Raw genomic sequence first — 25,692 nt, 5'->3', positions numbered from 1 at the left:
ATGGAGGCACGAAACCAATATGTCCAGTACCACTGTCGCCGAGTTCGCGAACGAGCTCAAGAAGACTCCCGAAACCTTGCTTGACCAGCTCAAGAGCGCAGGCGTGCCCAAAGCGGCACCCACCGATGCACTCACCGAGGCTGACAAGCAGCGCCTGCTCGGCTTTCTCAAAGCCAGCCACGGCACCGCCGAGCCCGAGCGCAAGAAGATCACGCTGACGAAAAAGTCGACCAGCGAGATCAAGCAGGCCGACGCCACCGGCCGCGCCCGCACCATCCAGGTCGAAGTGCGCAAGAAGCGCACCTTCATCCAGCGTGACGACGGCCACCCGGCCGTGCCCGAAGCGCAACCCGTGGCCGAAGCGCCCGCCGCGGCACCCGCCGCACCCCGCATCGACGAGGCCGAACTGGCCCGCCGCGAGGAAGAGGCGCGCCGCCAGGCCGAGCTGATCCGCCGCCAGGAAGAAGAACTGGCCGAGAAGCGCCGCCTGCGCGAAGAAGCCGAAGCCCGCGAACGCGAACAGGCAGAAAAGGCCGAGCGCGCCGAACAGGCCGAGCAGGAAGCCGCCCGCGTCGCCGCCGAGAAAAAGGCTGCTGCCGAAGCCGCCGCCGCGCCCGCCAAGGAAGCGGCCAAGCCGGTGGCAGCACCTGCGGCCGCCGCAGCTGCTGCCGCGGAGCAGCAAGCCGCAGACACCAAGCTGGCCGCCCAGACCGCCGCCACGCAAGCCAAGGAAGACGCGAAGGCCAAGGCCGCCGCTGAATCGAAGGCCCGTGCCGACGAGGAAGCCGCTCGCGCCAAGGACCTCGACGAGCGTCGCCGCAAGGCACTCGCCGAAGCCGAAGCCATTCGCGCCATGATGAACGCACCGGCCCGCGTGCTGGTGCCGCACAAGGCGCCCGAGAAGCCGCAGCCCGAAAAGGCCGCGGTCAAGGGCACGCTGCACAAGCCGGCCGCGCCCGCGGCTCGCCCCGGTGCGCCCGCCGCAGCCGGAGCTCCCGCAGCGCCTGGCGCCGCCGGTGCCGGCAAGGAAGTCAAGTCGGCCAAGCTCTCGTCGAGCTGGGCTGGCGATCCTGCCAAGAAGAAGGAAATCAAGACCCGCGGCGATGCCAGCGGTGGTGTCGGCCGCGGCAACTGGCGCGGAGGCCCGCGTGGCCGCCGTGGCAGCAATGACCGTGGAGGCCACGAAGAGCATGTGCAGGCCGCACCGGTCGAGGCGCGCATTCTTGAAGTGCACGTGCCTGAAACCATCACGGTGGCCGAGCTCGCGCACAAGATGGCCGTCAAGGCGCAGGAAGTCATCAAGCAGCTCATGAAGCTGGGCCAGATGGCGACCATCAACCAGTCGCTCGACCAGGACACCGCCATGATCCTGGTGGAGGAAATGGGCCACAACGCGGTCGTTGCCGCGCTGGACGACCCGGAAGCCTTCACCGACGAGGACGTGGGCGCGCAAACCGCCGAAGCGCTGCCGCGCGCACCGGTCGTGACCGTCATGGGCCACGTCGACCACGGCAAGACCTCGCTGCTGGACTACATTCGCCGTGCCAAGGTTGCCGCGGGCGAAGCCGGCGGCATCACGCAGCACATTGGTGCATACCACGTGCAAACCGAGCGCGGCATGGTGTCGTTCCTCGACACCCCGGGTCACGAGGCTTTCACGGCCATGCGTGCCCGCGGTGCGCAGGCCACGGACATCGTCATCCTGGTGGTGGCGGCCGACGACGGCGTCATGCCGCAGACCAAGGAAGCCATCAAGCACGCGAAAGCTGCTGGTGTGCCGATCGTGGTTGCCATCAACAAGATCGACAAGCCCGACGCCAGCCCGGACCGCGTGAAGCAGGAACTGGTGGCCGAAGAAGTCGTGCCTGAAGAGTACGGCGGCGACGTGCCGTTCGTGCCGGTGTCCGCCAAGACGGGCCAGGGCATCGACGACCTGCTCGAACAGGTACTGCTGCAGGCCGAAGTGCTGGAACTCAAGGCGCCGGTGGATGCCGCCGCCAAGGGCCTGGTCATCGAAGCCCAGCTTGACAAGGGCCGCGGCCCGGTCGCAACCGTGCTGGTTCAGTCCGGCACGCTCAAGACCGGCGACGTGGTGCTGGCCGGCTCGACCTATGGCCGCGTGCGCGCCATGCTCGACGAAGACGGCCGGACCATCAAGACCGCGGGTCCGTCGATCCCGGTCGAGATCCAGGGCCTGACCGAAGTGCCGCAAGCGGGCGACGAGTTCATGGTGATGAGCGACGAGCGCCGTGCGCGCGAAATTGCCACCTACCGTGCCGGCAAGTTCCGCAACACCAAGCTGGCGAAGGCCCAGGCCGCGAACCTGCAGAACATGTTCACCGACCTTTCGGCCGGCGAAGTGCAGACGCTGCGCATCATCATCAAGGCCGACGTTCAGGGTTCGCAGGAAGCACTGGCCCAGTCGCTGCTCAAGCTGGCGAACGAAGAAGTCAAGGTGCAGATCGTGTACGCCGGCGTCGGCGGCATCAGCGAAAGCGACATCAATCTCGCCATCGCCTCCAAGGCCATCGTGATCGGCTTCAACGTGCGTGCCGATGCCGGTGCGCGCAAGCTGGCCGAAGGCAATGGCGTGCAGCTGAACTACTACAGCATCATTTATGACGCTGTGGACGAGATCAAGGTTGCGATGTCGGGCATGCTGGCACCGGAGCGCCGCGAGGAAATCATCGGCTCGGCCGAGATCCGCACGGTGTTCGTGGCCTCGAAGATCGGTACGGTCGCAGGTTCGTACATCACCTCGGGTTCGGTCAACCGCAGCGCGCATTTCCGCCTGCTGCGCGACAACGTGGTGATCTACACCGGCGAAGTCGACTCGATCAAGCGCATGAAGGACGATGTTCGCGAAGTCCGCGAAGGCTTCGAGTGCGGTATCAAGCTCAAGAACTACAACGACATCAAAGAGGGCGATCAGCTCGAGTTCTTTGAAATCAAGGAAATCGCCCGTACGCTGTAAGCGTTCGACGCGAGAGAGTCCATGCCGAAAAGAAAAGCCGCCGCGCCCAACCGCGCGTTCAAGGTTGCCGATCAGATCCAGCGCGATCTGACGGAGCTGATCGCGCGCGAGTTGAAGGACCCGCGCGTGGGCATGGTCACGATCCAGGCGGTCGAGGTCACGCCCGACTATGCGCATGCGAAGGTGTTCTTCAGCGTGCTCACAGGCGACGTGGACGAAACCACCGAAGCGCTGAACCAGGCCGCGGGGTTCCTCCGCAATGGCCTGTTCAAGCGCCTGCACATCCACACCGTGCCAACGCTGCACTTCCTGTTCGACCGCACCACCGAGCGTGCGGCCGACATGAATGCGCTCATTGCGCAGGCCGTCGCTTCGCGTTCGAAAGACGACTAGCCATGAACGCGCCACGCACAAGGGTGCAGCGGCGCCCTGTGCATGGGGTGTTGTTGCTCGACAAGCCGCTGGGACTTTCCAGCAACCAGGCCCTGCAAAAGGCCAAGTGGTTGCTGCGCGCCGAAAAAGCGGGCCATACCGGCACGCTCGATCCACTCGCGACCGGTGTGCTGCCCCTGTGCTTTGGCGCAGCCACCAAGTTCAGCCAGTTGCACCTCGACGCAGACAAGACCTACGTGGCCACAGCCCGCCTTGGCGTGAAGACCGCCACCGCGGACGCCGAGGGCGATGTCATTGCCGAGCGCCCGGTGCACGTCACGCCTGAAGACCTGGCCCGTGTCGAGGCGCAGTTCACCGGCCCGATCCGCCAGGTTCCGCCGATGCACAGCGCGCTCAAGAAAGACGGCAAGGCGCTGTACGAATACGCGCGCGAAGGCATTGAAATAGAGCGTGCGCCACGCGACGTGGTCATTCATCGGCTGAGCATCACGCGAACGGACGAAACCGCCCTGCGGATCGTTGCCTCGGTGAGCAAGGGCACCTACATTCGCACCTTGGGTGAAGACATCGGCGAAGCCCTGGGTTGCGGCGCGCACCTGACCTCGCTGCGCCGCACGGCAACCGGCGGCTTCGGCGAGGCGCAGTGCGTCACGCTCGAGGCGCTCGAGGCCATGGGCGAGGAAGAGCGCCTGGCACAACTCCTGCCTGCCGAATCCCTGGTGGACGGCCACAGCCGCGTCATGCTCGGCAACGAAGATGCGGCACGTTTTCTCTCGGGCCTGCGCCGCCGCGGCAGCTGGGCCGATGCCGACGAGGTGGCGGTGTTCGGCATCGAACCGCGGGCCTTCCTGGGAACGGCCCACATCACGGCCAACGAATTGATTCCGGGGCGCTTGCTGAACCCCATCGAAATCCAGCAAATTCTTTTGAACGCACAACAGACCGAAGCGACACCATGAGTACCAAGCAAATCCGCAATATCGCCATCATTGCCCACGTGGACCATGGCAAGACCACGATGGTCGACCAGCTGCTGCGCCAGTCGGGCACCTTTGCCGAGCACGAGAAAGTGGTCGACACGGTGATGGACAACAACGCCATCGAAAAAGAACGTGGCATCACCATCCTGGCCAAGAACTGCGCCGTGACCTGGGAAGGCACGCACATCAACATCGTCGACACCCCCGGCCACGCGGACTTCGGCGGTGAAGTGGAGCGCGCGCTGTCCATGGTCGACGGCGTGGTGCTGCTGATCGACGCACAAGAAGGCCCGATGCCCCAGACCCGCTTCGTGACCAAGAAGGCGCTGGCCCTCGGCCTCAAGCCGATCCTGGTCGTGAACAAGGTCGACAAGCCGGGCGCCAACCCCGACAAGGTGGTCAACGCCGCCTTCGACCTGTTCGACAAGCTCGGCGCGACCGACGAACAGCTCGACTTCCCCGTGGTCTACGCCTCGGGCATCAACGGCTGGTCGTCGCTGGAAGAGGGCGCACCCGGTGAACAGTGGGGTCCCGACATGTCGGCGCTGTTCAACACCATCCTGAAGCACGTTCCGTCGCAAAAGGGTGACCCGGACGCGCCGCTGCAGCTGCAGATCTCCGCCCTCGACTTCTCGACCTTCGTCGGCCGCATTGGCGTGGGCCGCATCAGCCAGGGCACGCTCCGGCCCATGACCGACGTGCTGGTCATGGAAGGTCCGGACGGCAAGACCGTCAAGGGCCGCGTCAACCAGGTGCTGACTTTCCAAGGCCTGGACCGCGTGCAATCGACTGAAGCCGGCCCCGGCGAAATCGTGCTGATCAACGGCATCGCCGACATCGGCATCGGCGTCACCGTGACCGACAAGGACAAGCCCGCGCCGCTGCCCATGCTCAAGGTCGACGAGCCGACCCTGACCATGAACTTCTGCGTGAACACCAGCCCGCTGGCCGGACGCGAAGGCAAGTTCGTCACCAGCCGCCAGATCTGGGACCGCCTGCAGAAGGAGCTGCAGCACAACGTTGCGCTGCGCGTTAACGAAACCGACGAAGAAGGTATTTTCGAAGTGATGGGCCGCGGTGAACTGCACCTGACCATCCTCCTGGAAAACATGCGCCGCGAAGGCTACGAAATGGCCGTGTCGAAGCCGCGCGTGGTGTTCCGCACCGTGAACGGCGAGAAGCACGAGCCCATCGAGCTGGTCACGGCCGACATCGAAGAACAGCACCAGGGCGGCGTGATGCAGGCACTGGGCGAGCGCAAGGGCGAACTGGTCAACATGGAACCGGACGGCCGCGGCCGTGTTCGCCTGGAGTACCGCATTCCGGCGCGCGGCCTGATCGGCTTCACGAATGAGTTCCTGAACCTGACGCGCGGCTCGGGCCTCATCAGCAACATCTTCGACAGCTACGAACCGCACAAGGGCGACATCGGCAGCCGCAAGAACGGCGTGCTGATCTCGATGGACGACGGTGAAATCTTCACCTACGCCCTGGGCAAGCTGGACGACCGCGGCCGCATGTTCGTGAAGGCCAACGATCCGGTGTACGAAGGCATGATCGTCGGCATCCACAGCCGCGACAACGACCTCGTGGTGAACGCCACGCGTACGAAGCAGCTGACCAACTTCCGCGTGAGCGGCAAGGAAGATGCGATCAAGATCACGCCCCCGATCGACCTCACGCTGGAATACGGCGTCGAGTTCATCGAGGACGACGAACTGGTCGAAATCACGCCCAAGAGCGTGCGCCTGCGCAAGCGTTTCCTGAAGGAAAGCGACCGCAAGCGCGCCAGCCGCGAAACGGCGAGCTGATCGCCGGCACCGACACCGACACCGACCACCGATGCTGCGCCTGACGCACGGAGGGGCCGTGTGGATGATGGTCGCCGTGACCCTGATGTGGGCCACGGCGGGCGTTGTCACGCGGCACCTTGCGCAGGCGCATAGTTTCGAGATCACCTTCTGGCGCAGCCTCTTCACGCTGCTTGCGCTGCTGGTGATCTTGCCGCTTTGGCGGGGCCGGGCGGTGTTTTCGCAGATACGGCGCGGCGGCCGCGCGCTGTGGATTTCGGGCGTCTGCTGGACGGTGATGTTCACCGCCTTCATGGTGGCGCTCACGCTGGCTTCCACTGCCAGCGTGCTGGTGACCATGGCGCTCGGGCCGTTGTTCACGGCGTTGGCCGCGCGCATCTTCATCGGCCACCGGCTGCCCGTTCGAACCTGGCTCGCCATCGTGGTGGCCGGGCTCGGCATTGCGTGGATGTACGGCACGCAGCTGGTGCAGGGCGGGGCGGCGGGCGGATCGCTGCTTGGAACCCTGGTGGCGCTTTGCGTGCCACTGGCCGGTGCCACCAACTGGACGGTGGTTCAGCATGCGAATGCCAAGGGGCAAGACATCGACCTGGTTCCCGCGGTGCTCATCGGCGCGGCGCTCAGCGCGCTATTCACACTGCCCTTTGCGCTGCCTTTTCAGGCGAACGCGCACGACCTCGGCCTGCTTGCCTTCCTGGGCGTGTTCCAGCTGGCAATTCCGTGCGTGCTTTCCGTGCTTTGCGCGCGGGTGCTGAAGGCGCCTGAGGTCGCCTTGCTCGCGTTGCTCGAGGTGATCTTCGGCATTGCGCTGGCGTGGCTTGGTGCCGGCGAAACGCCCGCGCCCAGTGTGCTGACCGGTGGCGCGCTGGTCATTGGCGCACTGGTGTTCAACGAGTTGCTCGCATTGCGCGGACGGCGCACCACGGCGGCAGACAGCGTGCTGCCCAGCGCGCACTAGGCGGACCGAAACAAGAAAAAAAGCCCCGACTTTCGCCGGGGCCTTTTGCATTCAGCGGATGGCCGGCCTCAGGGGCGGGCAACCTTCCAGGCGCCGTTCAGGACGCCGTCGCCGGTCTTGTCGCCCGGCTTGCTGTCCTTCGTCCAGTAGTAGAGCGGAGAACCCTTGTAGGCCCACTGCCTCTTGCCGTCTTCACGCACGATGATGGTGTAGCCGCCCATGGGCTTGGCGGTTTCGGCCACGGGGAGCGGCGGCCAGTTGGCGGCGCACTGGGCGTTGCAGGCGGAGGTGCCGGCGCCGGGAGTATCGCGGGCGAAGGTGTAGAGCGTCATGCCGTTCGGTCCGACGAGCACGCCGTCGGCGGTGCGAGTGGGGGTGTCGGGTGCGCTGGCGGTCTTGTTGGACATGCCACCGCAGCCGGCGAGCAATGCCGCCGCGAGGATCGAGGCGCTGAGCAATTTCATGCAGTTTCTCCTTCAGTTGAAAAATCGCGAACACAAGCCAGTTGGATGCGCGAGCCGGCAGTTTATGCCGGCCTCAAGGCAAATCGCGGTAGGCGGGCGTCGCGAGTTCAGCAAAACATCACGTGCACTCAGGGCTTGGCGGTTTTCCAGGCCCCGCCAACGCCGTCGCCGGTCTTGTCGCCCGGCTTGGTGTCCTTGGCCCAGTAGTAGAGCGGCCAGCCCTTGGCCGCCCACTGCTTCTTGCCGTCGTCCCGCGTGACGAGGGTGAAGTCGCCGGCCGGCTTGTCGGCGTCCGTGGCCATAAAGGGTGGCCAGTTGGCCGCGCAGCCCCCATTGCATGCCGACTTGCCGCTGCCGGCGGTGTCCTTGTCGAAGGTGTAGAGGGTCATGCCGTTCGGGCCGACCAGCGCGCCGCCCGCGGCCTTGGGCTGGGCGAGAACGGGAAGCGCGAGCAGGCTGCCGAGCAGCGCCGCGGTAATGCCGGCGGAAGAAACGCGAAGAGGCGACATGGAAGACTCCTGGTTGGTGCACCGACCAGCCGGCGGCACCGCATAAACACCTGCAGTGGCGTTTTATTCCATGCCGCGCAAAAAAGAAACTAGCGGCTGCGGCTTTTCATGGCGCGCTCCACCTCGCGCTTGCCTTCGCGGTCCTTGATGGTGTCGCGCTTGTCGTGCTCGGCCTTGCCCTTGGCGAGCGCAATCTCGCATTTGACCTTGCCCGCCTTCCAATGCAGGTTGAGCGGCACCAGCGTGTAGCCCTTTTGTTCGACCTTGCCGACCAGCCGGCGGATTTCTTCCTTGTGCAGCAGCAACTTCTTGGTGCGGACGGAGTCAGGGTTGACGTGGGTCGACGCACTCTTGAGCGGATTGATCTGCAGGCCGACAACGAACAGCTCGCCGTCGCGAATCACCACGTAGCCGTCGGTCAGCTGCACCTTGCCTTCGCGCAGGGACTTGACTTCCCAGCCCTCGAGGACGATGCCGGCCTCGAAGCGTTCTTCGAAGAAATAGTTGTACGCGGCCTTCTTGTTGTCGGCAATGCGGGAGGAGGTATCTTGTTTCTTGGTGGCCATGGCTCGGAAAGATGGGGACGCATGGCTTCAATACAATCCGTCGCGCACGCTGTCCCGATTCTATGAAAACCGTCAACAAGTCCGTCCTCATCTGGTACAGCGCCGAAGAGATGTACGCGCTCGTCACCGATGTGGAGAAGTATCCGCAGTTCCTGCCCTGGTGCGACAAGGCCCGGGTCATCGAGGAAGACGAGGCCGGCATGACCGCCGAAGTCGGCCTGGCTTTTGCCGGCCTTCACCAGAGCTTCACCACCCGCAACAGCCACGTACCGGGGCGCGAAGTGCACCTCAAGCTGGTCGACGGGCCGTTCTCCAATCTCGACGGCATCTGGAAGTTCGCACCCGTGGGCGAGCCCGGCGACCGGGCCTGCCGGGTCGAGCTGCACATGAGCTACGGCTTCAGCAACTTTGCGCTGCAGGCGCTGGTGGGGCCGGTGTTCGACACCGTTGCCTCCAGCCTGGTCGAGGCCTTCGTGAAGCGCGCCGAGCAGGTCTACGGCAAGGAAGGATGATCGAAGTCACGCTGAGCTACTCGCCCGCACCGCGCGAGGTGTTCGAGCAAGTGCTGCGGCTGCCGCCCGAGGCCACCGTGGACGATGCCGTGAAGGCCAGCGACCTCGCGCAGCGCTTCCCGCAAATGGATTGGCGCCAGGCCATGACGCCCGGAATCTGGGGCAGGGAAGTCGAATGGAACCAACTGCTCAAGGACGGCGACCGCATCGAGTTATGCCGGCCCTTGGCGGTGGACCCCAAGGTGGCGCGCCGCGAGCGCTTTCAGCGGCAGGGCGCACGGGGTACCGGCCTTTTTGCAAACCGCCGCAAGGGCGGCAAGGCCGGCTACTGAGTCTTCGAGACTACTTGCAGTCGCTCTGGATGATCGACTGAAGGCGCTTCTGCTCGGCGGCCCGGGCCGTGTCGTCCATGATTTCGCGCTCGCCCTTGGCGTTGACCTTGGCCACGCGGATGCCGCTGTCGAACGTGGCCTTGCCCTGGCGTGCGCGCTCGCAGTTCTCGGCCTTGATCTTGGCGTTTTTCTCCGCCTCAGCGGCCTGCTTGGCTTTTTCTTCAGCCTGTGCCTTCTTGGTCTTTTCCTCGAGCTCCTTGTCGACCGTCGGCGGCTTGGGCGCTGCGGCGGCTTCGCGGGCCTTGGGGGCGGCTGCCTCGTCGGAGGCGGCACCCTCGGCGGGAGCCGAGCCAAAACCGGTGCGGGCCGGGGGCGGCGAGCCCGCGCGGCGCAGGATGTTCTTCTCGGGAATAGCGGGCGGCGGTGCCTGGTCGCTGAAGACCTTCTTGCCGCTCTTGTCGATCCATTGCCATTGCGCGCTGGCCGACAGCGGCAGCAGGCAAACACATCCCAGTACGAGCCAATGCGCGAATTTCATGCGGCGAGTTTAGCTGGGCCTTACGTTTTGCAACACGAAAGGCCCACGCTTTCCACGCCGCCGAGTTGGGAATTGGCGACGTTTGACGCTCTCGCAACCCGCGCCGATATCGGTCGAAGCCCCCTCAGGGGACGGGTAAGTACCGGGCATCGTTACAATCCGTCTTTTGGAGCTTCACCCATGCGCCTTCTCGGCAAAGCGCTCACCTTCGACGACGTGTTGTTGGTGCCAGCGTTCTCCCAGGTCCTGCCCAAGGACACCTCCCTCGCCACCCGCTTCTCCCGCAACATCGCGCTCAATCTGCCGCTGGTTTCCGCCGCGATGGACACCGTGACCGAGGCTCGCCTCGCGATCGCCATTGCGCAAGAAGGCGGCATCGGCATCGTGCACAAGAACTTCACCGCGGCCGAGCAGGCTGCGCAGGTTGCCAAGGTGAAGCGCTACGAATCCGGCGTGCTGCGCGACCCGGTGGTGATCACACCCACGCACACGGTGCTGCAGGTCATGCAGCTGTCCGACGAGCTGGGCATCTCGGGCTTTCCGGTGCTCGACGGCGGCAAGGTGGTGGGCATCGTCACGGGGCGCGACCTGCGCTTCGAGAGCCGCCTGGACGTGCCGGTGAGCGAGATCATGACGCCGCGCGAAAAGCTCATCACGGTGCCCGACGGCACCACCCTTGCTGAAGCCAAGGCGCTGCTCAACAAGCACAAGCTCGAACGCCTGCTGGTCATCAACAGTGCGTGGGAGCTCAAGGGCCTGATCACCGTCAAGGACATCACCAAGCAGACCAGCTTTCCCAATGCAGCGCGCGACCCGAGCGGCCGCCTGCGCGTGGGCGCGGCCGTCGGCGTGGGGGCGGGAACCGAAGAACGCGTCGAGGCGCTGGTCAAGGCCGGTGTCGATGCCATCGTGGTCGACACCGCGCACGGCCACAGCGCCGGCGTGATCGAGCGCGTGCGCTGGGTCAAGAAGAACTATCCGCAGGTCGACGTGATCGGCGGCAACATTGCCACCGGCGACGCAGCGCGTGCGCTGGCCGACGCCGGCGCGGACGCCGTCAAGGTCGGCATCGGCCCGGGTTCTATCTGCACCACGCGCATCGTTGCCGGCGTGGGCGTGCCGCAGATCATGGCCGTGGACAACGTGGCCACTGCGCTGCAGGGCACCGGCATTCCGCTGATCGCGGACGGCGGCATCCGCTATTCGGGCGACATCGCCAAGGCCATTGCCGCGGGCGCAAGCACCGTGATGATGGGTGGCATGTTCGCGGGCACCGAAGAAGCCCCCGGCGAGATCGTTCTGTTCCAGGGCCGCAGCTACAAGAGCTACCGCGGCATGGGCTCCATTGGCGCCATGCAGCAGGGCAGTGCCGACCGCTACTTCCAGGAGTCGACCACCGGCAATCCCAATGCCGACAAGCTGGTGCCTGAGGGCATCGAAGGCCGTGTGCCGTACAAGGGCTCGATGGTTTCCATCGTGTACCAGATGTCGGGCGGCTTGCGTGCCAGCATGGGGTACTGCGGCTGCGCCACCATCGAAGAGATGAAGAACAAGGCCGAGTTCGTCGAGATCACCACGGCGGGCATTCGCGAGAGCCACGTGCACGACGTGCAGATCACCAAGGAAGCGCCGAACTACCGCGCCGAGTAAGCCTGATCTGGCCAGATCTTGAAAGTCAGGCCAGATTGGGATTAGAATTTGGGCCAGATTCCAACTTTCTGGCCCAAATGCAATCCATCGGCATCGCCGAAGCCAAGAACAACTTCTCTGCCCTGATCGACATGGTCGAAAAGGGCGAGGAGGTTCGCATCACCCGCCACGGCAAGGAGGTGGTGCGCATGCTGCCGGTGCGGCGCAAGCCCGTCATCACCGACGAGCAGATCGAACGCGAACTCGGCCAGATCGACGCGCTGCACGCCAGCATCAAGCCCGGCCAGCCCGTGCGCGCGTTGCTCGACGAAGGGCGCCAATCGTGACAGCCTTCGTCATGGACGCTTCCGTCACCGCCGCCTGGCTGCTGCCCGATCACGCCAGCGAGCACACCCGCAAGCTCTACGCCGCCATTCGCCGCGACGAAGTGGAGCCGCAGGCGCCCAACGCCTGGCAATGGGAGTGCGCCAACATCCTTGCCAACGGCGTTCGCAGCGGCCGCATTCCTCCTTCGGCCGTCGAAGGGCTGTGGAGCGTGCTCGATGCCATTCGCCACCGCGTGGAACTGCACGAACTCGCGCCGGCCCAGCACAAGGCGGTGTTGGCCGTCGCCATCGACGCCGGCGTTTCGCTATACGACGCGGGTTACCTGTGGCTCGCCAAATCGCTCAATCTTCCGCTCGCCACCTTCGACGAGCAACTCATCCAGGCTGCGCCGCAAGCGGGCGTCAGGCTGTTCGACATTTCAACGCTCTGACCGAGTCTTCTCCATGCAACACGACAAGATCCTCATTCTCGATTTCGGCTCGCAAGTCACGCAGCTCATCGCACGCCGCGTGCGCGAAGCACACGTGCTCAGCGAAGTGCACCCTTGCGACGTGACCGACGAATGGGTGCGCGAATACGCAGCCGACGGCCACCTCAAGGGCGTGATTCTTTCGGGCAGCCACGCGAGCGTGTACGAAGAAACCACCGACAAGGCGCCGCAGGCCGTGTTCGACCTGGGCGTGCCGGTGCTCGGCATCTGCTACGGCATGCAGACCATGGCGCACCAGCTCGGCGGCAAGGTCGAGGGCGGCCACAAGCGCGAGTTCGGCTTTGCGTCCGTGCGCGCCCATGGCCACACCGCGCTCTTGAAAGACATCGCCGACTTCACCACGCCCGAAGGCTTCGGCATGCTCAACGTGTGGATGAGCCACGGCGACAAGGTCACCGAACTGCCCCCGGGCTTCAAGCTCATGGCCAGCACCGAGAGCTGCCCCATTGCCGGCATGGCCGACGAGGCGCGCCGCTACTACGCGCTGCAGTTCCACCCCGAAGTCACGCACACCGTACAGGGCAAGGCGATCATCGATCGCTTCGTGCTCGGCATCTGTGAGGCGAAGCCCGACTGGGTCATGCGCGACCACATCGCCGAAGCCGTGCAGAAGATCCGCGAGCAGGTGGGGGATGAAGAAGTCATCCTCGGCCTCTCGGGCGGCGTGGATTCGAGCGTGGCTGCCGCGCTCATCCACCGCGCCATTGGCGACCAGCTCACCTGCGTGTTCGTCGACCACGGCCTCTTGCGCCTGAACGAAGGCGACATGGTCATGGAGATGTTCGAAGGCAAGCTGCACGCGAAGGTGATTCGCGTCGACGCCAGCGACCTGTTCCTCGGCAAGCTCGCCGGCGTGAGCGACCCTGAAGCCAAGCGCAAGATCATCGGCGGCGAGTTCGTTACCGTGTTCAAGCAGGAAGCCGCCAAGCTCAAGGCGGGCGATGGAGGCCACAAAGGCGCCACCTTCCTCGCGCAAGGCACCATCTACCCTGACGTCATCGAATCGGGCGGTGCCAAGAGCAAGAAGGCCGTCACCATCAAGAGCCACCACAACGTGGGCGGCTTGCCCGAGCAGCTCGGCCTCAAGCTGCTCGAGCCGCTGCGCGACCTCTTCAAGGACGAAGTGCGCGAACTGGGCGTGGCACTCGGCCTGCCGCCGGAGATGGTGTACCGCCATCCGTTCCCCGGCCCGGGCCTGGGCGTTCGCATCCTCGGCGAAGTGAAGAAGGAATACGCGGACCTGCTGCGCCGCGCCGACGCAATCTTTATCGAGGAGCTGCGCAACTTCAAGGACGACGCCACCGGCAAGACCTGGTACGACCTCACGAGCCAGGCATTCACCGTGTTCCTGCCTGTGAAGAGCGTGGGCGTGATGGGCGACGGCCGCACCTACGACTACGTGGTCGCGCTGCGCGCCGTGCAGACCAGCGACTTCATGACCGCCGACTGGGCCGAGCTGCCTTATGCGCTGCTCAAGAAGGTGTCGGGCCGCATCATCAATGAGGTGCGCGGCATCAACCGGGTGACGTACGACGTGTCGAGCAAGCCGCCGGCAACGATCGAGTGGGAGTGAGGTTCACTTCTCCATAAAAAAAGCCGCTGCTCCCAGCGGCTTTTTTTGTTCCTAGTTGCGCTTCCAGGGGTTCCACCAGCGCCGGGAAGGTTGCCACGGTGCGAGTGGCCGGGTGTCCAGGTCGTAATTCATGGGTGGTACATCGCCGCGAAGCTTTCGTACCTTCACCTCAAGGGCATGGGCGATGCCGCGTGCATGCCGGTCTCCGCGAAGCGCGCGCCTGCGCCACTCTGCCGCCTGCGCGGCCAGGGCATGCTGATCTGAGTCGTCCAGTTCCACCATGCCGGCATTGTTTATTTTTGCCGATCGCTGGCTGTAGGCGGATGGAGTACGCGCTTGTACGAAAAGATACAAACGCCCGCCTTTTTGCGACAGCGCGTTCAGGCGGCGCTGTCGCCAAGCCCGGGCGCACTCAAGCCGCGACCACGATCGGAAAACGTGCCCGCAGCCCGTCCGCCCCGCGCTCGAAAGGCACCGTGATAGCGTCCCTCGCAGCTTGGGGAAGGTTGCGCCAGAGAAAGTCGCGCGCGTTGCCAGGGTCGCCGGCCACGTAGAGCTGCGTGGTCAGCAGTTCACGCGTGCCCAGCTTCACCTTGACGTGAATGTGCGGCGTCCGGCCGCTGTAGGGCACGGGACGGATGGTGCGGAAGCGGTAGCTGCCGTCCTCGCCGACTGCCACGCGGCCAAAGCCCTGAAAGGCCGCATCGGCGCGATCACCGTCACCGGGGTGGTGGTAATGGCCGTTTTCGTCGCATTGCCAGATCTCGACCTGCGCGCCGCGCAGCGGCTTGCCGTCCAGGTCGGTCACCGAGCCGTCGACCCACGCGGGCTGGCCGCCACGGTAGTTCAGCGTGCCGTTGCGCAGCAGATCGTTGTCGGAATCGCTCGGCAGGCGGACGGGATAGAACGGCCCTTCGGTTTGCGATGGCGTGGCCATTCGGGCCGCTGCGGGCTGGGCCCGGGCGCCCAGCCAGAGCGCGGGAAAGACGACCATTGCCGCGGCGACGCTGCGCCGTGGAAGGCCGCCCGCTCGGCCAGTCCGCTCGGACGGTGCTCGATCCGGTGCGGATTCGACCCGGACAGATCCTGGTTCTGGCGTGGCGTGCATGGCTTGTCAGAGCCGCGGCGCACGCGCGAGTTCCGCGCCTTCGTCAATCGGCGATTGGGCGTGCTCGCGGCTTTTGGAACGCGCTGCGACCACGCGCCGCCTTCGCCCGGACCACACACCCTTGCGCATGGTCGTTGATGAGGCCCATGGCCTGCATGAAGGCGTACACGGTGGTCGGCCCGACGAACTTCCAGCCGAGCTTCTTCAGCGCCTTGGAAAGCGCAATGGAAGCCTCCGAGGTCGAAGCGCTCTGCGGTTCCGCAAGCGAGCCGGCATCGGGCTCATGGCTCCAGAAAAAGGCCGCCAGCGAGCCGTGGCTCGCGACCAGTTCTTGCGCACGGGCGGCATTGTGGATCACCGCCTCGATCTTGCCCCGATGCCGGACGATGCCCGCGTCTTGCAGCAGGCGCTCGACGTCTTTCGCGGTGAAGCGGGCCACCTTGTCGAAGTCGAATCCGTGGAACGCCGCGCGGAAGTTTTCCCGCTTGGCAAGGATGGTGCGCCAGCTCAACCCCGACTGGAAGCCTTCCAGGCAGAGCTTCTCGAACAGGCGTCGGTCGTCTGCCACCGGAAAACCCCATTCGGTGTCGTGATAGGCAAGAAATTCCGGCGCGCTTGCGCACCAGCGGCAGCGTGGGTGGCCGTCGGGGCCGTCGATCAATGTGGTCATCAGGTGGATGCGGTATAGGGATAGTCAACCCAGCAGAAAGCCGAGCCGCTCGTCGGCGCGGGCCGGCGCAATTTCCATGATCTCGGCGCTCACGACCTTCTCGGCAACGAACGGATCGGCGTCGACGCGCGCCTGCAGCTCGGCCATGGTCGTGCGGTGCGCAAGCACGGTACCACCCTGGTTGGGCTTGAGGCTGCCGGCGAGCATGAACACGCCGTCGTCGAAACCGCGCTGGAGCCACGCCTTGTGGCCTTCCATCCACTGGGCTGCATTGGCCTTGTTGCTTGAGAATTTGAGGAGCACGATGAACATGGTTTTCTCTGTTTGTGGAGGGTGATGGGTCTGGGGGTCAGCGGTTGCTGGTGGCTGGCTTGCGCGCGCAGGACTCGAGCCACTCGCACAGCTGCCGCACTTCCTGCTGCACGAAGGACTTGTCGCGAAAGGCATTGGCCAGCACGGCCACGCCCTGGCTCCGGGCGAGCAGGTGCATGGCGAGCGCATCGGCATCGGCCTTGCGGCCCAGCAGCGCGAACTGCTTTCGCAGCCAGACGCGGAACAGGGTGAACAGGCCGTTGGCCTGCTTCAGCGAGGGATGGTCCAGCTTGGCGAGTTCGGTAGACAGCGTGCCCACCGGGCAGCCGTGCCGCATGATGAGAGATTGGTTGGCAACCAGGATGTGAATGAAGCTTCGGATGCGGCTTGTGGGATCAGGACCGCATGCTTCCCATTGCGCCAGCATGCCGCGCGTCTGGCCAAGGCGCGCGGCAATGACCGCATCCAGAATTTCGTCCTTGGTCTTGAAGTGATGATAGAAATTGCCGCGCGAAATGTTCACCACCTTCGCAATGTCGGCGAACGAAGTGGCCTCGAAACCTCGCGTGTAGAACAGCTGGTCCGCAGCATCCACGATCTGCTCGCGTGTGGTCTTGTCGGCCATGGCGGTCATCTGCAATCCGGTATCTCCTGCAACTAGGACGGCTGTCCTAAACGGCGCGGAGAATAGGGCAGCCGCCCTGATTCGTCAAGAACGCAAATCGCCTGGCCGATGCGGGTGCTTTCGGTAAGCTATGGGCCCAGCAGCAGTCCGAATCTCCGGGGGAAGACGCTCTTATTTTTGCCATGCCCGAACAGCTTCTTCTCCCAGGTATCGATCCTCCGCCGCCGCCCCTGCGCCGCGTTCGCGGCACAGCGCCCCGCAAGGAGCGCCTGCCGCGCTCACTCTTCCTGGCGATCTTTCCTCACGCTGAAGACGCCGCTTCGATTGCCGCGCTGGGCGCGCGCCTCAAGGACCGGCATGCACTGAAGGGAAAGCTGACCGAGGCGCATCGCCTGCATGTCACGCTGCATCACCTCGGCAGCTATCCGACGGCGGTGCCGCGCAAGCAGGTGCAGGCCGCCATCGACGCGGCAGCGAGCGTGGCGCCTCCGTCTTTCGATGTGGTGTTCGACGAGGTCATGCGGTTCGACAAGAGCAAGGCATTCGTTTTGTGCGGCAGCGAAAGCGGGACATCAGCGCTGGCAGCCTTCAGGCAGCGTCTTGGCGAAGCGCTGGCCGATGCGGGCTTCAAGCCCGATCACGGCTTCACGCCTCACATGACCCTGGCCTACACGCCCACCAAGGTCGAGCGGCATCCGATCGAGCCGGTCCGGTGGAGGGCGGATTCGTTCGCCCTCATCGAAAGCCACGTGGGCGAAAGCATCCATGAGGTGCTCGGTCAGTGGCCCGCGGTCCGGCCCGCCTGAAGTTCTTCGCCGCCGCGCTCTAGTCGCTGTCCGCAAAATTGTCGAACAGCAATCCGCGCAGCCACTGGTTGCCCGGGTCGCGATGCACCTTCGCGTGCCAGAACAGGTTGATTGCAATCTGCGGCAGCGGCACCGGGTGAGGGCGCCACACCAGGCCGAACGGCTCCGCAATGCTCTGCGCCAGCCGCTCCGGCACGGTGGCGATCATCTCGCTCGATCGCAGGATGTGGCCAATGGCCACGAAGTGCGGCACCCTGAGCCGAATGCGCCGCTGTATGCCTTGCGCAGCCATCACGTCGTCGGCCTTGCCGTGGCCCGTGCCGGCGGCCTGCACCAGCACGTGGTCGGCCGCGCTGAAGTCCTTGAGCGACACGCTGCGCTTGCGCGCCAGCGGATGAGCACTTGAGAAGAGGCACACATAACGCTGCAAGAACAGCCGGCGCTGAAACACGCCTGCCTTGAGCTGCGGCAGCAGACCGATGGCAATGTCGACGTGGCCGGCCTCGAGTTCATCGCGCAGGCTGGCCGCGGCGTTGTTACGCACCGTGCTGATCGTCACGCCCGGCGCCGTGCCGGACAGCGTTTCCATGAGCTTGGGCGTGAAGTAGATCTCGCCGATGTCGGTCATGGCAAGCGTGAAGCTGCGCGTGCTGCTGGCGGGGTCGAACACCACCTGCTGGTTCAGGGCCGAATGCAACGCGCCCATTGCGTAGGCCACCGGTTCGGCCAACTGCAGCGCAAAAGGGGTGGGCTCCATGCCACGCGCCGTGCGCAAGAAAAGCTCGTCGCCCAGCAGCTTGCGCAGCCGCGCCAGCGCATTGCTGATGGCCGGCTGCGAAAGGCCTAGCGATTGGGCCACCGCCGAGACGCGCTTTTCGGCCAGCATGCGGTCGAACACCAGCAGTAGGTTGAGGTCGATGTCCTTGAGTTGCATACGGACCTTTATTCATGGCGGTGATGTAGCCGATTCACCGGATTCTATTGGTCAATCTGTGTTCGCCGCGCATCATCCGCTCCAGAGACAGGCCGGCCTCTTGAGCCGGCGCAAAGAAAAGCCCCCGATGGACCTGCACATTCACCCGATTGCCCGCACGCTCGAAGTCCGCCCCGGCGCGAACCTGCTCGAAGTGCTGCGCGAGCACCATGTGCCGGTGTCTTACAGCTGCATGTCGGGGCGCTGCGGAACCTGCCGCTGCAAGGTGGTGGCTGGCCAGGTGCTCGACGCCGGGCAAGACGCGATCCGCCCCGACGGGCAGGGTGAGCGCTACGTGCTGGCTTGCCAGAGCACGCTGACCGAAAGCTGCACCATCGAGATTCCGGAGCCCGACGAGGTGGTGGTGCATCCGGCGCGCATCCTCAAGGCGATCGTGACCGGCATCGACGTGCTCACGCACGACATCCGCCGCCTGCGACTCAAGCCGAACAAGCCGCTGGAGTTTTCACCGGGCCAGTACGCGCAATTGCAGTTCGCGCCCGACCTGGCGCGGCCGTACTCCATGGCCGGATTGAGCCGCGATGCGGAGCTCGAATTTCATATCCGCAAGGTGCCCGGCGGGCGCGTCACTGCGCACATCTTCGAACAGTTGCGCGTGGGCGATTCGGTGCGGGTCAGCGGCCCGCTCGGCACGGCCTACCTGCGCACGAAACACCGCGGGCCGATGCTCTGCGCGGCCGGTGGAACGGGGCTTGCACCGATTCTCTCCATCGTTCGGGGCGCGATTGAGGCCGACCTGATGCAGCCGATTCACCTTTACCTCGGCGTGCGCTCCGACGCCGACGTGTACGGGCTCGCCGAGCTCACCGAACTGCAAGCGCGGCATCCGGGACTGAAGGTGCATGTGGTGGTCGTTACCGGTCCCGCGAGCGAGAACCAGCGCCAGGGCCTCATCACCGATGCCATCCGCGCCGACTGGCCCGGCAGCCTCGACGGCTGGCGTGCCTACCTCTGCGGTTCGCCGCCGATGGTCGAGGCCGTGACCCAGCTGGTGCATGCGCGCGGCCTCGCACCCGAGCAGACCCATGCCGATGCCTTCTACCTGCAAGGCACCTGAAGAACAGAGACAGACGGACAAGAAAAGGAGACCCGCGATGAGCACGCAAGATGTATTTCCGATCGAGCTGCGATGGGAAAGCGAAAAGACCAGCCGCATTCCCTTCATGGCCTACACCGACGAGGCGCTGCACAAGAAGGAGCTGCAGCGCTTCTTCTACGAAAAGCACTGGTGCTACGTGGGCCTGGAAGCCGAGATTCCGAACCCGGGCGACTTCAAGCGCACGGCCATCGGCGAGCGCTCCGTCGTCATGTCGCGCGACGAAGCGGGCGCCATCCACGTGTTCGAGAACGTCTGCGCCCACCGCGGCATGCAGTTCTGCCGCGAGCGCCACGGCAACAGAAAGGAGTTCGTCTGTCCGTACCACCAGTGGAACTACACGCTCAAGGGCGACCTGCAGGGCGTGCCATTTCGCCGCGGCGTGAAGCAGGACGGCAAGGTCAACGGCGGCATGCCGGCCGATTTCAAGACCGAGGAGCACGGCCTCACCAAGCTCAAGGTGGCCTCGCGCGGCGGTGTGGTGTTCGCATCGTTCGACCACGACATCGAGCCCTTCGAGGACTTTCTCGGCCCCGACATCCTTGGCTACTTCGATCGCCTGTTCGACGGCCGCAAGCTCACCATACTCGGCTACAACCGCCAGCGCATTCCCGGCAACTGGAAGCTGATGCAGGAGAACATCAAGGACCCATACCACCCGGGCCTCCTGCACACATGGTTCGTCACCTTCGGGCTCTGGCGTGCGGACAACAAGTCGGAGCTCAAGATGGATTCGCGTGGCCGCCACGCCGCGATGATTTCCACCCGCGGCAGTGCGGGCAAGGCCGCACAGGTCACGCAGGTGTCCAGCTTCAAGGAGAGCATGCAGCTCAAGGACCCGCGCTTTCTGGACATCGTGCCCGAGCCCTGGTGGAACGGGCCCACGGCGGTAATGATGACGCTGTTTCCCAGCCTCATCCTGCAGCAGCAGGTCAACAGCGTGTCGACGCGCCACATACAGCCCGTGGGGCACGACGCCTTCGATTTCGTCTGGACGCACTTCGGCTTCGAGGACGACACCGAGGAGATGACCCAGAGGCGCCTGCGACAGGCCAACCTGTTCGGGCCGGCCGGTTTTGTCTCGGCCGACGACGGCGAGGTGATCGAGTTTTCGCAGGAGGGCTTCGAGCAGAAGCCGTATCACCGCACGCTCGCCGAACTGGGCGGACGCGAGGTCGAGAACACCGATCACATGGTCACCGAAACGCTGATCCGCGGCATGTACCGCTACTGGCGCGAAGTGATGGAGGCGGCATGAACCTCGACGCCAACGCCTACCTCGAACTGTCGCGCCTGTACGCGGCCTATGCGCATGCCGTCGATTCGGGGCAGTGGGACTTGTGGCCCGCGTTCTTCATCGACGAGTGCAGCTACAGGCTGCAGCCGCGCGAGAACCACGAGCGCGGGCTGCCGCTTGCCACGCTGTCTTTCGAGAGCCGGGGCATGCTCGAAGACCGGGTCTACGGCATCAAGGAAACGCTGTTCCACGACCCGTACTACCAGCGCCACGTGGTAGGCCTGCCGCTGGTGCACAAGGTCGATGCCGACGGCACGATCCACAGCGAGGCCAACTACGCGGTGTTCCGCACCAAGCTCGACCAGGTCTCGACGGTGTTCAACGTCGGCCGCTACATCGACACGGTGGTTGCGACCCCTGACGGACTGAAGTTCGCGACACGTCTTTGCGTGTTCGACAGCGAGATGATCCCCAACTCGATCATCTATCCCATCTGAGCCCCCCAAGTTTTCGAAGGCATCCACCTATGACCACAGTGACATGGATCGACGCGGCGTCGGTCGACGAGGTTCCCACCGACGACGTGGTGGGCATCGAAGTGCAGGGCAGGGACATTGCCCTGTACGGCACCAAAGGCGGCATTCACGCGACCGACAACATCTGCACCCACGGCCACGCGCGACTTTGCGACGGATTCCTTGAGGGCCACGAGATCGAATGCCCGCTGCACCAGGGTCGCTTCGATGTGCGCACCGGCAAGGCGATGTGCGCGCCGCTCACCGAGGACCTGCGCAGCTATCCGGTGAAGATCGAGGGCGGGCGGGTGTACCTCGCCATCGAGCAGTAGGCGCTCCGCCAAGCCGTCTGTTGCGCATCGGGTCTGGGCAATCTGTATCTGTTGCGCCAAACGCGGATGGCGACAATGAGGCCATCGTTTGATGGAACCATGGAAACCGTATGACCGCGCAGACCCGAGACCAGATTGCCGACCGAATTGCCGCCGAGCTGGGCCACAGCTTCGAAGGCGAGCTTGTTGCCGGCGGCAACTACATCCCTGTGGTGCGCGACGGAAACACCCTCTACACCAGCGGCCAGGTGCCGCGCGTGGGAACCACCGTTGTCGTCACCGGCCGCGTGGGCGACCAGGTGTCGCTCGGCAAGGCCCGCGAAGCGGCGCAAATCTGCACCTTGCGCTGCCTCACGCTGCTGCGGCGCGAGCTCGGTTCGCTCGACGAAATCGGCAAGCTGCTGCGCGTGGGTGTGTTCGTGCAGTGCACCGCCGACTTCACGCAGCAGAGCGAAGTGGCCGATGCCGCATCGGAGCTCCTGCACCGCGTGTTCGGTGATGACGGCGTGCATGTGCGCACGGCGGTCGGGGTGTATGCGTTGCCCAAGAACGCAAGCGTCGAGCTGGAGATGACCGTCGTCGCCAGGCCCGCCGCCAGTTGATGCGCTAGCGCTTCGGCAGGTCGACGATGTCGCGCGCCAGCGCGGCGATCGTGAGCGGCGCGCACCCTTCGGCGTTGTTGCTCACGGTGACATAGGCGCGCTGGCCTGCGCCAGTGGTGCCTGCAATCACCTTGGCCAAAGCCGCGCGCGTTTCCGGATCGGGGTCGACGATCTTGTCGAACGGCCCGTAGAGTTTTTCCGCATCTTCATAGCCGAAGCGGCCGTGCCGGCGATGCAGGTTCCAGCGGCACACCAATGGGCCTGGCCACAGCGCGCGCAGCATCGGCAACTGGTCTTCGATGGGCGGCATCTTGGCGTGCAGCCCATGCAGAAGGTCGCGCCCGTGCTGCGCAGCATGTCGGCGAAGGCGGGGCACAGCAGTTGGGGGTCGCGCACCTCCACGGCAATGACCGCGTCCGGGGCCGCCTGCTGCAAGCCGGGCAGGGCCTGCAGCATGTCGCCGATGCGGGTGAGCAGTGCGGGCTGGTCGGCCAGCAGTTGCGAAGGAATCGGGCTCAGCTGGAACACCAGCGCACCGATGCGGTGGCCGAGGCCCTCGAGCGCGGGCTGCACAAATTCCTGGATGGCGATCTCGCTGTTCAGAAACACCGGATTCACCTGCGTGCCGCGGCCGCTCTCGTCGCGCACCGTGGCGTCGGTCACCAGGCTCGGCGCCTTCACCACAAAGCGAAAGTCGTCCGGCACCATGGCCGCATAGCGCGCGTACTGGCTTGCCGTAAGCGCGCGGTAGAAGTTGCGGTCCAGGCTCACGGTGCGAAAGAGCGGGTGTTGCGCCAGCGCGGCGAGCCCGTTTTTCGAGAGCACCGATTCGGCGTATTCGCCGTCCCATACCAGGTTGGCCCAGCCCGGATAGCTCCATGAAGAGGTACCGAGCCGAAGCGCCGGCGGAAGCGCCGCGGCCAGCTCGATGAGTGCCGGGTCGGCCGCCATCGCCGCCACAGTGCCGCCGCGTGGTTTCTTCTTTGCGGGCGGCTCGGCCTCGGGCTCTTGCGGCGCCGCTGGTGGCGCCTCGGGTGGGCGCGGAAGATCGGGGAAAAGGGAGTCCTGCACTTCAGCCATGTCTGGGGCCGCATTCTCGGCCAACATCGGCCGGCCTTGCCGCGGCGGGCACAATTCGCGCCATGAAACAGTGGTTGCGTACGCAGGTGGGCTGGTGGCTGGCATGGCTGGCCCTTACGGCCGTGGGCGCGGTGTGGCTCGCGCGCGCAGAGCTGGCCCAGCTGCAGCAGGCTTTCGAAGCCGACGTGCGCATTGCGCACCGCCTCATGAGCCAGCAGATGGTGCAATACGACGCAGTGCTGGCCACGCTGGCGCTGCTTGAAACCGGCAGCGGCGCAGATCGCCCGGAGCAGCGACTCTCTTCGGTCTATCCGTCGATCCTGCGCGTGCAGCGGCGCGCGGGGGACGAACCTTGGCCCGACGAGAAGCATGCGGGCGCCTTGGCCGCAGCAGAAGCCCAGTCGCGCAGCCAACGACGCGCCGAACTGGCCGCCGTCGATCTTGCGCAAGGCCGATACCAACTCGTGATCGGCGCCACGCCCGTGAGCTATTCGCTCGAAATCGACCTGGCCGGCTCGGTGCCGTGGCGCGACTGGCCGATGAATCCCAAGCAAAGTCCGGTGCGCGTAAGCCTGCAGCGGGGCGGGCAGCAGTTTGTCCTGCAGCCGGGGCATGCAGCCCCGGCGGATACGGGCGGCTGGCGCTTCGGCCTCACCAAACCCCTCGCGTCTCCGAGCCAGCCTTTCGACCTTGCGGCCGAGCGCCGCGTGGGCTGGGCCGAACTGCCATGGCGCGGCATTGCAGGCTGGGCCGCGGCTGTGGCGTTGCTGCTCGCCGGCTTGTGGACCGCCCAGCGCCAGCGCATTGCGCGCCGCCGTGCCGAAGAGCTGCTGCGCCTCGGCCAGGTGGCGCGGCTCAATGCGCTGGGCGAACTCTCCGCGGGCTTGGCGCACGAGCTGAACCAGCCGCTTACGGCCGTGCTGGCCAACGCGCAGGCCGCGCGGCGGCTGCTGGACGACGATCCACCCGAGCTTGCTGCGGCACGAGACGCCATGGGCCAGGCCGTGGAGCAGGCGCGCCGCGCGGCCGGCGTGGTCGGCCGGCTGCGCCGCGTGATCGAGCGCCCGGAGGCCGGTGGCGACGTCAAGCCGTTGGTGCTGCAGGAGGTGGTGCGCAGCGCCATGCATCTGCTGGCGCCGGAGTTCGCGCAACGCGGCGTTGCCGCCCAGTTCGACGCCACCGCGCAGGCGCCAGTGCGCGTGCAGGCAGAGGCGGTGGCGCTCGAGCAGATCGTGCACAACCTGCTGATGAACGCCTTGCAGGCGCTCGACCTGGTGCCCGTGTCCGAGCGGCGTCTTGCGGTTTCGGTCGGCCGCAACGGCCAGGAGGGCGTGCTGACCGTGACCGACAACGGGCGCGGCATTTCGCCCGAGGCCATGCCGCGTCTTTTCGAGCCCTTCTTCAGCACGCGTGAAGGCGGTTTGGGCCTTGGCCTGAGCCTCAGCGAAACGCTGGCGAGCGGCATGGGCGGCAGCCTGAGCGCGGCCAATGCGACGCCGCGCGGCGCGCGCTTCACGCTGCTGCTGCCGCTGGTGGCGGCCTCGACCAAGGAGCGTGCGGCATGAACAGCACGGCCCCGCATTCGCCGTTGTCGCCGCTCGTTCATCTCATCGATGACGACCAGGCGGTGCGCGACAGCCTCTCGCTCTTGATTGGCACAGTGGGCCTGCGGGTGCAAGGCTGGGCCGATCCGCAGGCCTTCATCGACAACTTCGACCGCGCGAGTGTCGGCGCCATCGTGCTCGACGTGCGCATGCCCGGCATCAGCGGGCTCACCGTGCTCGACCGGCTGGTGGCGCAGGGCGTCGACCAGCCCGTGATCATGCTCACCGGCCACGGCACCGTCGAGATGTGCCGCCGCGCCTTCAAGGCCGGTGCGGCCGAGTTTCTCGAGAAGCCGGTGGACGACGAGCAATTGCTCGAAGCCCTGCAGCACGCCGTGCGCCAGCATGTGCGCTCCCGCGAACGCGCGCAGGCCGACAACGCCGCGCGCGAGCGGGTGGCGCAGTTGTCGGAGCGCGAGCGCGAGGTGCTCGCCTTCATCGTGCAGGGGCTGACCAACAAGGAGATCGCGCGCATGCTGGCGCTGTCGCCCCGCACGGTCGAGACGCACCGGGCCAACCTGTTTGCCAAGCTCGACTGCGATTCGCTCGCGCAGCTGATTCGCCGCTACGCCGTGCTGGTGGCCGGGGACGCTTGAACCCGGCCGCTCCGTAGTTCTACGGAGCGCCGGGCGTA

At 65.5% G+C, this 25,692-nt stretch carries 28 protein-coding genes and 1 pseudogene; 19 read left to right on the top strand and 10 right to left on the bottom strand.

Translation table 11 applies throughout. From position 1 onward, the window contains the following. Positions 1 to 19 precede the first annotated feature (19 nt). The 5 genes from infB to V9L20_RS17345 are packed head-to-tail and all read left to right on the top strand — an operon-like array spanning position 20 to position 7,116. The gene (gene infB, locus V9L20_RS17365) at positions 20 to 2,974 is read left to right on the top strand and encodes a translation initiation factor IF-2 (protein ID WP_337297551.1); all 2,955 of its coding nucleotides are present in this window, start codon (positions 20 to 22) and stop codon (positions 2,972 to 2,974) included. Positions 2,975 to 2,995: 21 nt separating this feature from the next. Next, positions 2,996 to 3,367, top strand: coding sequence for a 30S ribosome-binding factor RbfA (gene rbfA / locus V9L20_RS17360; RefSeq protein ID WP_126745896.1), 372 nt, complete (start codon positions 2,996 to 2,998; stop codon positions 3,365 to 3,367). Positions 3,368 to 3,369: 2 nt separating this feature from the next. Next, positions 3,370 to 4,326: a tRNA pseudouridine(55) synthase TruB gene (gene truB, locus V9L20_RS17355; protein WP_337297550.1), complete on the top strand. Its 957-nt coding sequence runs from the start codon at positions 3,370 to 3,372 to the stop codon at positions 4,324 to 4,326. Continuing rightward, a complete protein-coding gene (gene typA / locus V9L20_RS17350) occupies positions 4,323 to 6,158 on the top strand; it encodes a translational GTPase TypA (RefSeq protein WP_258506473.1) in 1,836 nt (611 codons plus the stop codon). Before truB ends, typA begins: the two co-directional genes overlap by 4 nt. Positions 6,159 to 6,189: 31 nt before the next feature. After that, a complete protein-coding gene (locus V9L20_RS17345) occupies positions 6,190 to 7,116 on the top strand; it encodes a DMT family transporter (RefSeq protein WP_337297549.1) in 927 nt (308 codons plus the stop codon). 68 nt (positions 7,117 to 7,184) lie between these two features. Here V9L20_RS17345 and V9L20_RS17340 read toward each other — a convergent pair whose 3' ends face one another. The 3 genes from V9L20_RS17340 to smpB form a co-directional block, all read right to left on the bottom strand. Beyond that, a complete protein-coding gene (locus V9L20_RS17340; RefSeq protein ID WP_126745893.1) occupies positions 7,185 to 7,580 on the bottom strand; it encodes a COG4315 family predicted lipoprotein in 396 nt (131 codons plus the stop codon). A 128-nt stretch (positions 7,581 to 7,708) separates the two neighbouring features. Further along, the gene (locus tag V9L20_RS17335) at positions 7,709 to 8,089 is read right to left on the bottom strand and encodes a COG4315 family predicted lipoprotein (protein ID WP_337297548.1); all 381 of its coding nucleotides are present in this window, start codon (positions 8,087 to 8,089) and stop codon (positions 7,709 to 7,711) included. 89 nt (positions 8,090 to 8,178) lie between these two features. Then, positions 8,179 to 8,655 (bottom strand): SsrA-binding protein SmpB, encoded by a 477-nt coding sequence (gene smpB, locus V9L20_RS17330; protein WP_157613979.1) that lies wholly within the window; start codon positions 8,653 to 8,655, stop codon positions 8,179 to 8,181. 62 nt (positions 8,656 to 8,717) lie between these two features. Here smpB and V9L20_RS17325 point away from each other — a divergent pair, with 62 nt between their 5' ends. Continuing rightward, the gene (locus V9L20_RS17325; RefSeq protein ID WP_126745891.1) at positions 8,718 to 9,167 is read left to right on the top strand and encodes a type II toxin-antitoxin system RatA family toxin; all 450 of its coding nucleotides are present in this window, start codon (positions 8,718 to 8,720) and stop codon (positions 9,165 to 9,167) included. After that, positions 9,164 to 9,499 (top strand): RnfH family protein, encoded by a 336-nt coding sequence (locus V9L20_RS17320; RefSeq protein WP_337297547.1) that lies wholly within the window; start codon positions 9,164 to 9,166, stop codon positions 9,497 to 9,499. Before V9L20_RS17325 ends, V9L20_RS17320 begins: the two co-directional genes overlap by 4 nt. Positions 9,500 to 9,509: 10 nt before the next feature. On the opposite strand, the gene V9L20_RS17315 is transcribed toward V9L20_RS17320, so the two are convergent. Then, positions 9,510 to 10,037 (bottom strand): DUF4124 domain-containing protein, encoded by a 528-nt coding sequence (locus V9L20_RS17315; RefSeq protein WP_337297546.1) that lies wholly within the window; start codon positions 10,035 to 10,037, stop codon positions 9,510 to 9,512. Positions 10,038 to 10,217: 180 nt separating this feature from the next. On the opposite strand from V9L20_RS17315, the gene guaB reads away from it, so the two are divergent. From guaB to guaA, 4 genes are all read left to right on the top strand, one after another. Next, the gene (gene guaB / locus V9L20_RS17310) at positions 10,218 to 11,687 is read left to right on the top strand and encodes an IMP dehydrogenase (protein ID WP_337297545.1); all 1,470 of its coding nucleotides are present in this window, start codon (positions 10,218 to 10,220) and stop codon (positions 11,685 to 11,687) included. A 77-nt stretch (positions 11,688 to 11,764) separates the two neighbouring features. Beyond that, positions 11,765 to 12,013, top strand: coding sequence for a type II toxin-antitoxin system Phd/YefM family antitoxin (locus V9L20_RS17305; protein ID WP_258506460.1), 249 nt, complete (start codon positions 11,765 to 11,767; stop codon positions 12,011 to 12,013). Between the two features lie 11 nt (positions 12,014 to 12,024). Beyond that, the gene (locus V9L20_RS17300; protein WP_337297544.1) at positions 12,025 to 12,444 is read left to right on the top strand and encodes a type II toxin-antitoxin system VapC family toxin; all 420 of its coding nucleotides are present in this window, start codon (positions 12,025 to 12,027) and stop codon (positions 12,442 to 12,444) included. Between the two features lie 13 nt (positions 12,445 to 12,457). Then, the gene (guaA, locus tag V9L20_RS17295) at positions 12,458 to 14,077 is read left to right on the top strand and encodes a glutamine-hydrolyzing GMP synthase (protein WP_258506458.1); all 1,620 of its coding nucleotides are present in this window, start codon (positions 12,458 to 12,460) and stop codon (positions 14,075 to 14,077) included. Between the two features lie 412 nt (positions 14,078 to 14,489). Here guaA and V9L20_RS17290 read toward each other — a convergent pair whose 3' ends face one another. The 4 genes from V9L20_RS17290 to V9L20_RS17275 all read right to left on the bottom strand — a co-directional run bounded on the left by V9L20_RS17290 (position 14,490) and on the right by V9L20_RS17275 (position 16,801). Next, complete coding sequence (locus V9L20_RS17290) at positions 14,490 to 15,014, bottom strand: dioxygenase family protein (protein ID WP_443098595.1); 525 nt, start codon at positions 15,012 to 15,014, stop codon at positions 14,490 to 14,492. Between the two features lie 214 nt (positions 15,015 to 15,228). Continuing rightward, positions 15,229 to 15,855: a DNA-3-methyladenine glycosylase I gene (locus V9L20_RS17285; protein WP_337297542.1), complete on the bottom strand. Its 627-nt coding sequence runs from the start codon at positions 15,853 to 15,855 to the stop codon at positions 15,229 to 15,231. Between the two features lie 24 nt (positions 15,856 to 15,879). Then, positions 15,880 to 16,167 (bottom strand): YciI family protein, encoded by a 288-nt coding sequence (locus tag V9L20_RS17280; RefSeq protein WP_258506451.1) that lies wholly within the window; start codon positions 16,165 to 16,167, stop codon positions 15,880 to 15,882. A 37-nt stretch (positions 16,168 to 16,204) separates the two neighbouring features. Continuing rightward, entirely contained in the window at positions 16,205 to 16,801 is a 597-nt protein-coding gene (locus V9L20_RS17275; RefSeq protein WP_337297612.1) for a TetR/AcrR family transcriptional regulator, read from the bottom strand. Between the two features lie 173 nt (positions 16,802 to 16,974). Between V9L20_RS17275 and V9L20_RS17270 the strand changes: the two genes are divergently transcribed. Beyond that, the gene (locus V9L20_RS17270) at positions 16,975 to 17,598 is read left to right on the top strand and encodes a 2'-5' RNA ligase family protein (RefSeq protein ID WP_337297541.1); all 624 of its coding nucleotides are present in this window, start codon (positions 16,975 to 16,977) and stop codon (positions 17,596 to 17,598) included. A 19-nt stretch (positions 17,599 to 17,617) separates the two neighbouring features. On the opposite strand, the gene V9L20_RS17265 is transcribed toward V9L20_RS17270, so the two are convergent. Then, entirely contained in the window at positions 17,618 to 18,532 is a 915-nt protein-coding gene (locus tag V9L20_RS17265) for a LysR family transcriptional regulator (RefSeq protein ID WP_337297540.1), read from the bottom strand. Positions 18,533 to 18,659: 127 nt separating this feature from the next. Between V9L20_RS17265 and V9L20_RS17260 the strand changes: the two genes are divergently transcribed. The 5 genes from V9L20_RS17260 to V9L20_RS17240 all read left to right on the top strand — a co-directional run bounded on the left by V9L20_RS17260 (position 18,660) and on the right by V9L20_RS17240 (position 22,374). After that, positions 18,660 to 19,649, top strand: coding sequence for a 2Fe-2S iron-sulfur cluster-binding protein (locus V9L20_RS17260; protein WP_337297539.1), 990 nt, complete (start codon positions 18,660 to 18,662; stop codon positions 19,647 to 19,649). A 37-nt stretch (positions 19,650 to 19,686) separates the two neighbouring features. Continuing rightward, positions 19,687 to 20,946 (top strand): aromatic ring-hydroxylating dioxygenase subunit alpha, encoded by a 1,260-nt coding sequence (locus V9L20_RS17255; protein WP_258506443.1) that lies wholly within the window; start codon positions 19,687 to 19,689, stop codon positions 20,944 to 20,946. Then, a complete protein-coding gene (locus tag V9L20_RS17250; RefSeq protein ID WP_337297538.1) occupies positions 20,943 to 21,422 on the top strand; it encodes an aromatic-ring-hydroxylating dioxygenase subunit beta in 480 nt (159 codons plus the stop codon). The genes V9L20_RS17255 and V9L20_RS17250 overlap by 4 nt, the downstream gene beginning before the upstream one ends. A gap of 29 nt (positions 21,423 to 21,451) precedes the next feature. Further along, the gene (locus V9L20_RS17245) at positions 21,452 to 21,772 is read left to right on the top strand and encodes a non-heme iron oxygenase ferredoxin subunit (RefSeq protein ID WP_337297537.1); all 321 of its coding nucleotides are present in this window, start codon (positions 21,452 to 21,454) and stop codon (positions 21,770 to 21,772) included. 110 nt (positions 21,773 to 21,882) lie between these two features. Beyond that, positions 21,883 to 22,374: a RidA family protein gene (locus V9L20_RS17240; RefSeq protein WP_337297536.1), complete on the top strand. Its 492-nt coding sequence runs from the start codon at positions 21,883 to 21,885 to the stop codon at positions 22,372 to 22,374. 4 nt (positions 22,375 to 22,378) lie between these two features. Here the strand turns inward: V9L20_RS17240 and V9L20_RS17235 are convergent. Beyond that, positions 22,379 to 23,454: pseudogene (locus V9L20_RS17235) on the bottom strand (DUF72 domain-containing protein). A 62-nt stretch (positions 23,455 to 23,516) separates the two neighbouring features. Here V9L20_RS17235 and V9L20_RS17230 point away from each other — a divergent pair. Together V9L20_RS17230 and V9L20_RS17225 are read left to right on the top strand one after the other, a co-directional pair. Next, complete coding sequence (locus V9L20_RS17230; RefSeq protein ID WP_337297535.1) at positions 23,517 to 25,019, top strand: sensor histidine kinase; 1,503 nt, start codon at positions 23,517 to 23,519, stop codon at positions 25,017 to 25,019. Beyond that, the gene (locus V9L20_RS17225) at positions 25,016 to 25,654 is read left to right on the top strand and encodes a response regulator transcription factor (RefSeq protein ID WP_337297534.1); all 639 of its coding nucleotides are present in this window, start codon (positions 25,016 to 25,018) and stop codon (positions 25,652 to 25,654) included. Before V9L20_RS17230 ends, V9L20_RS17225 begins: the two co-directional genes overlap by 4 nt. Positions 25,655 to 25,692: the final 38 nt, after the last annotated feature.

This window comes from Variovorax sp. CCNWLW225 (assembly GCF_037204045.1).
GTDB lineage: Bacteria > Pseudomonadota > Gammaproteobacteria > Burkholderiales > Burkholderiaceae_C > Variovorax.
This window is presented reverse-complemented; position numbering and strand designations above follow the sequence as displayed.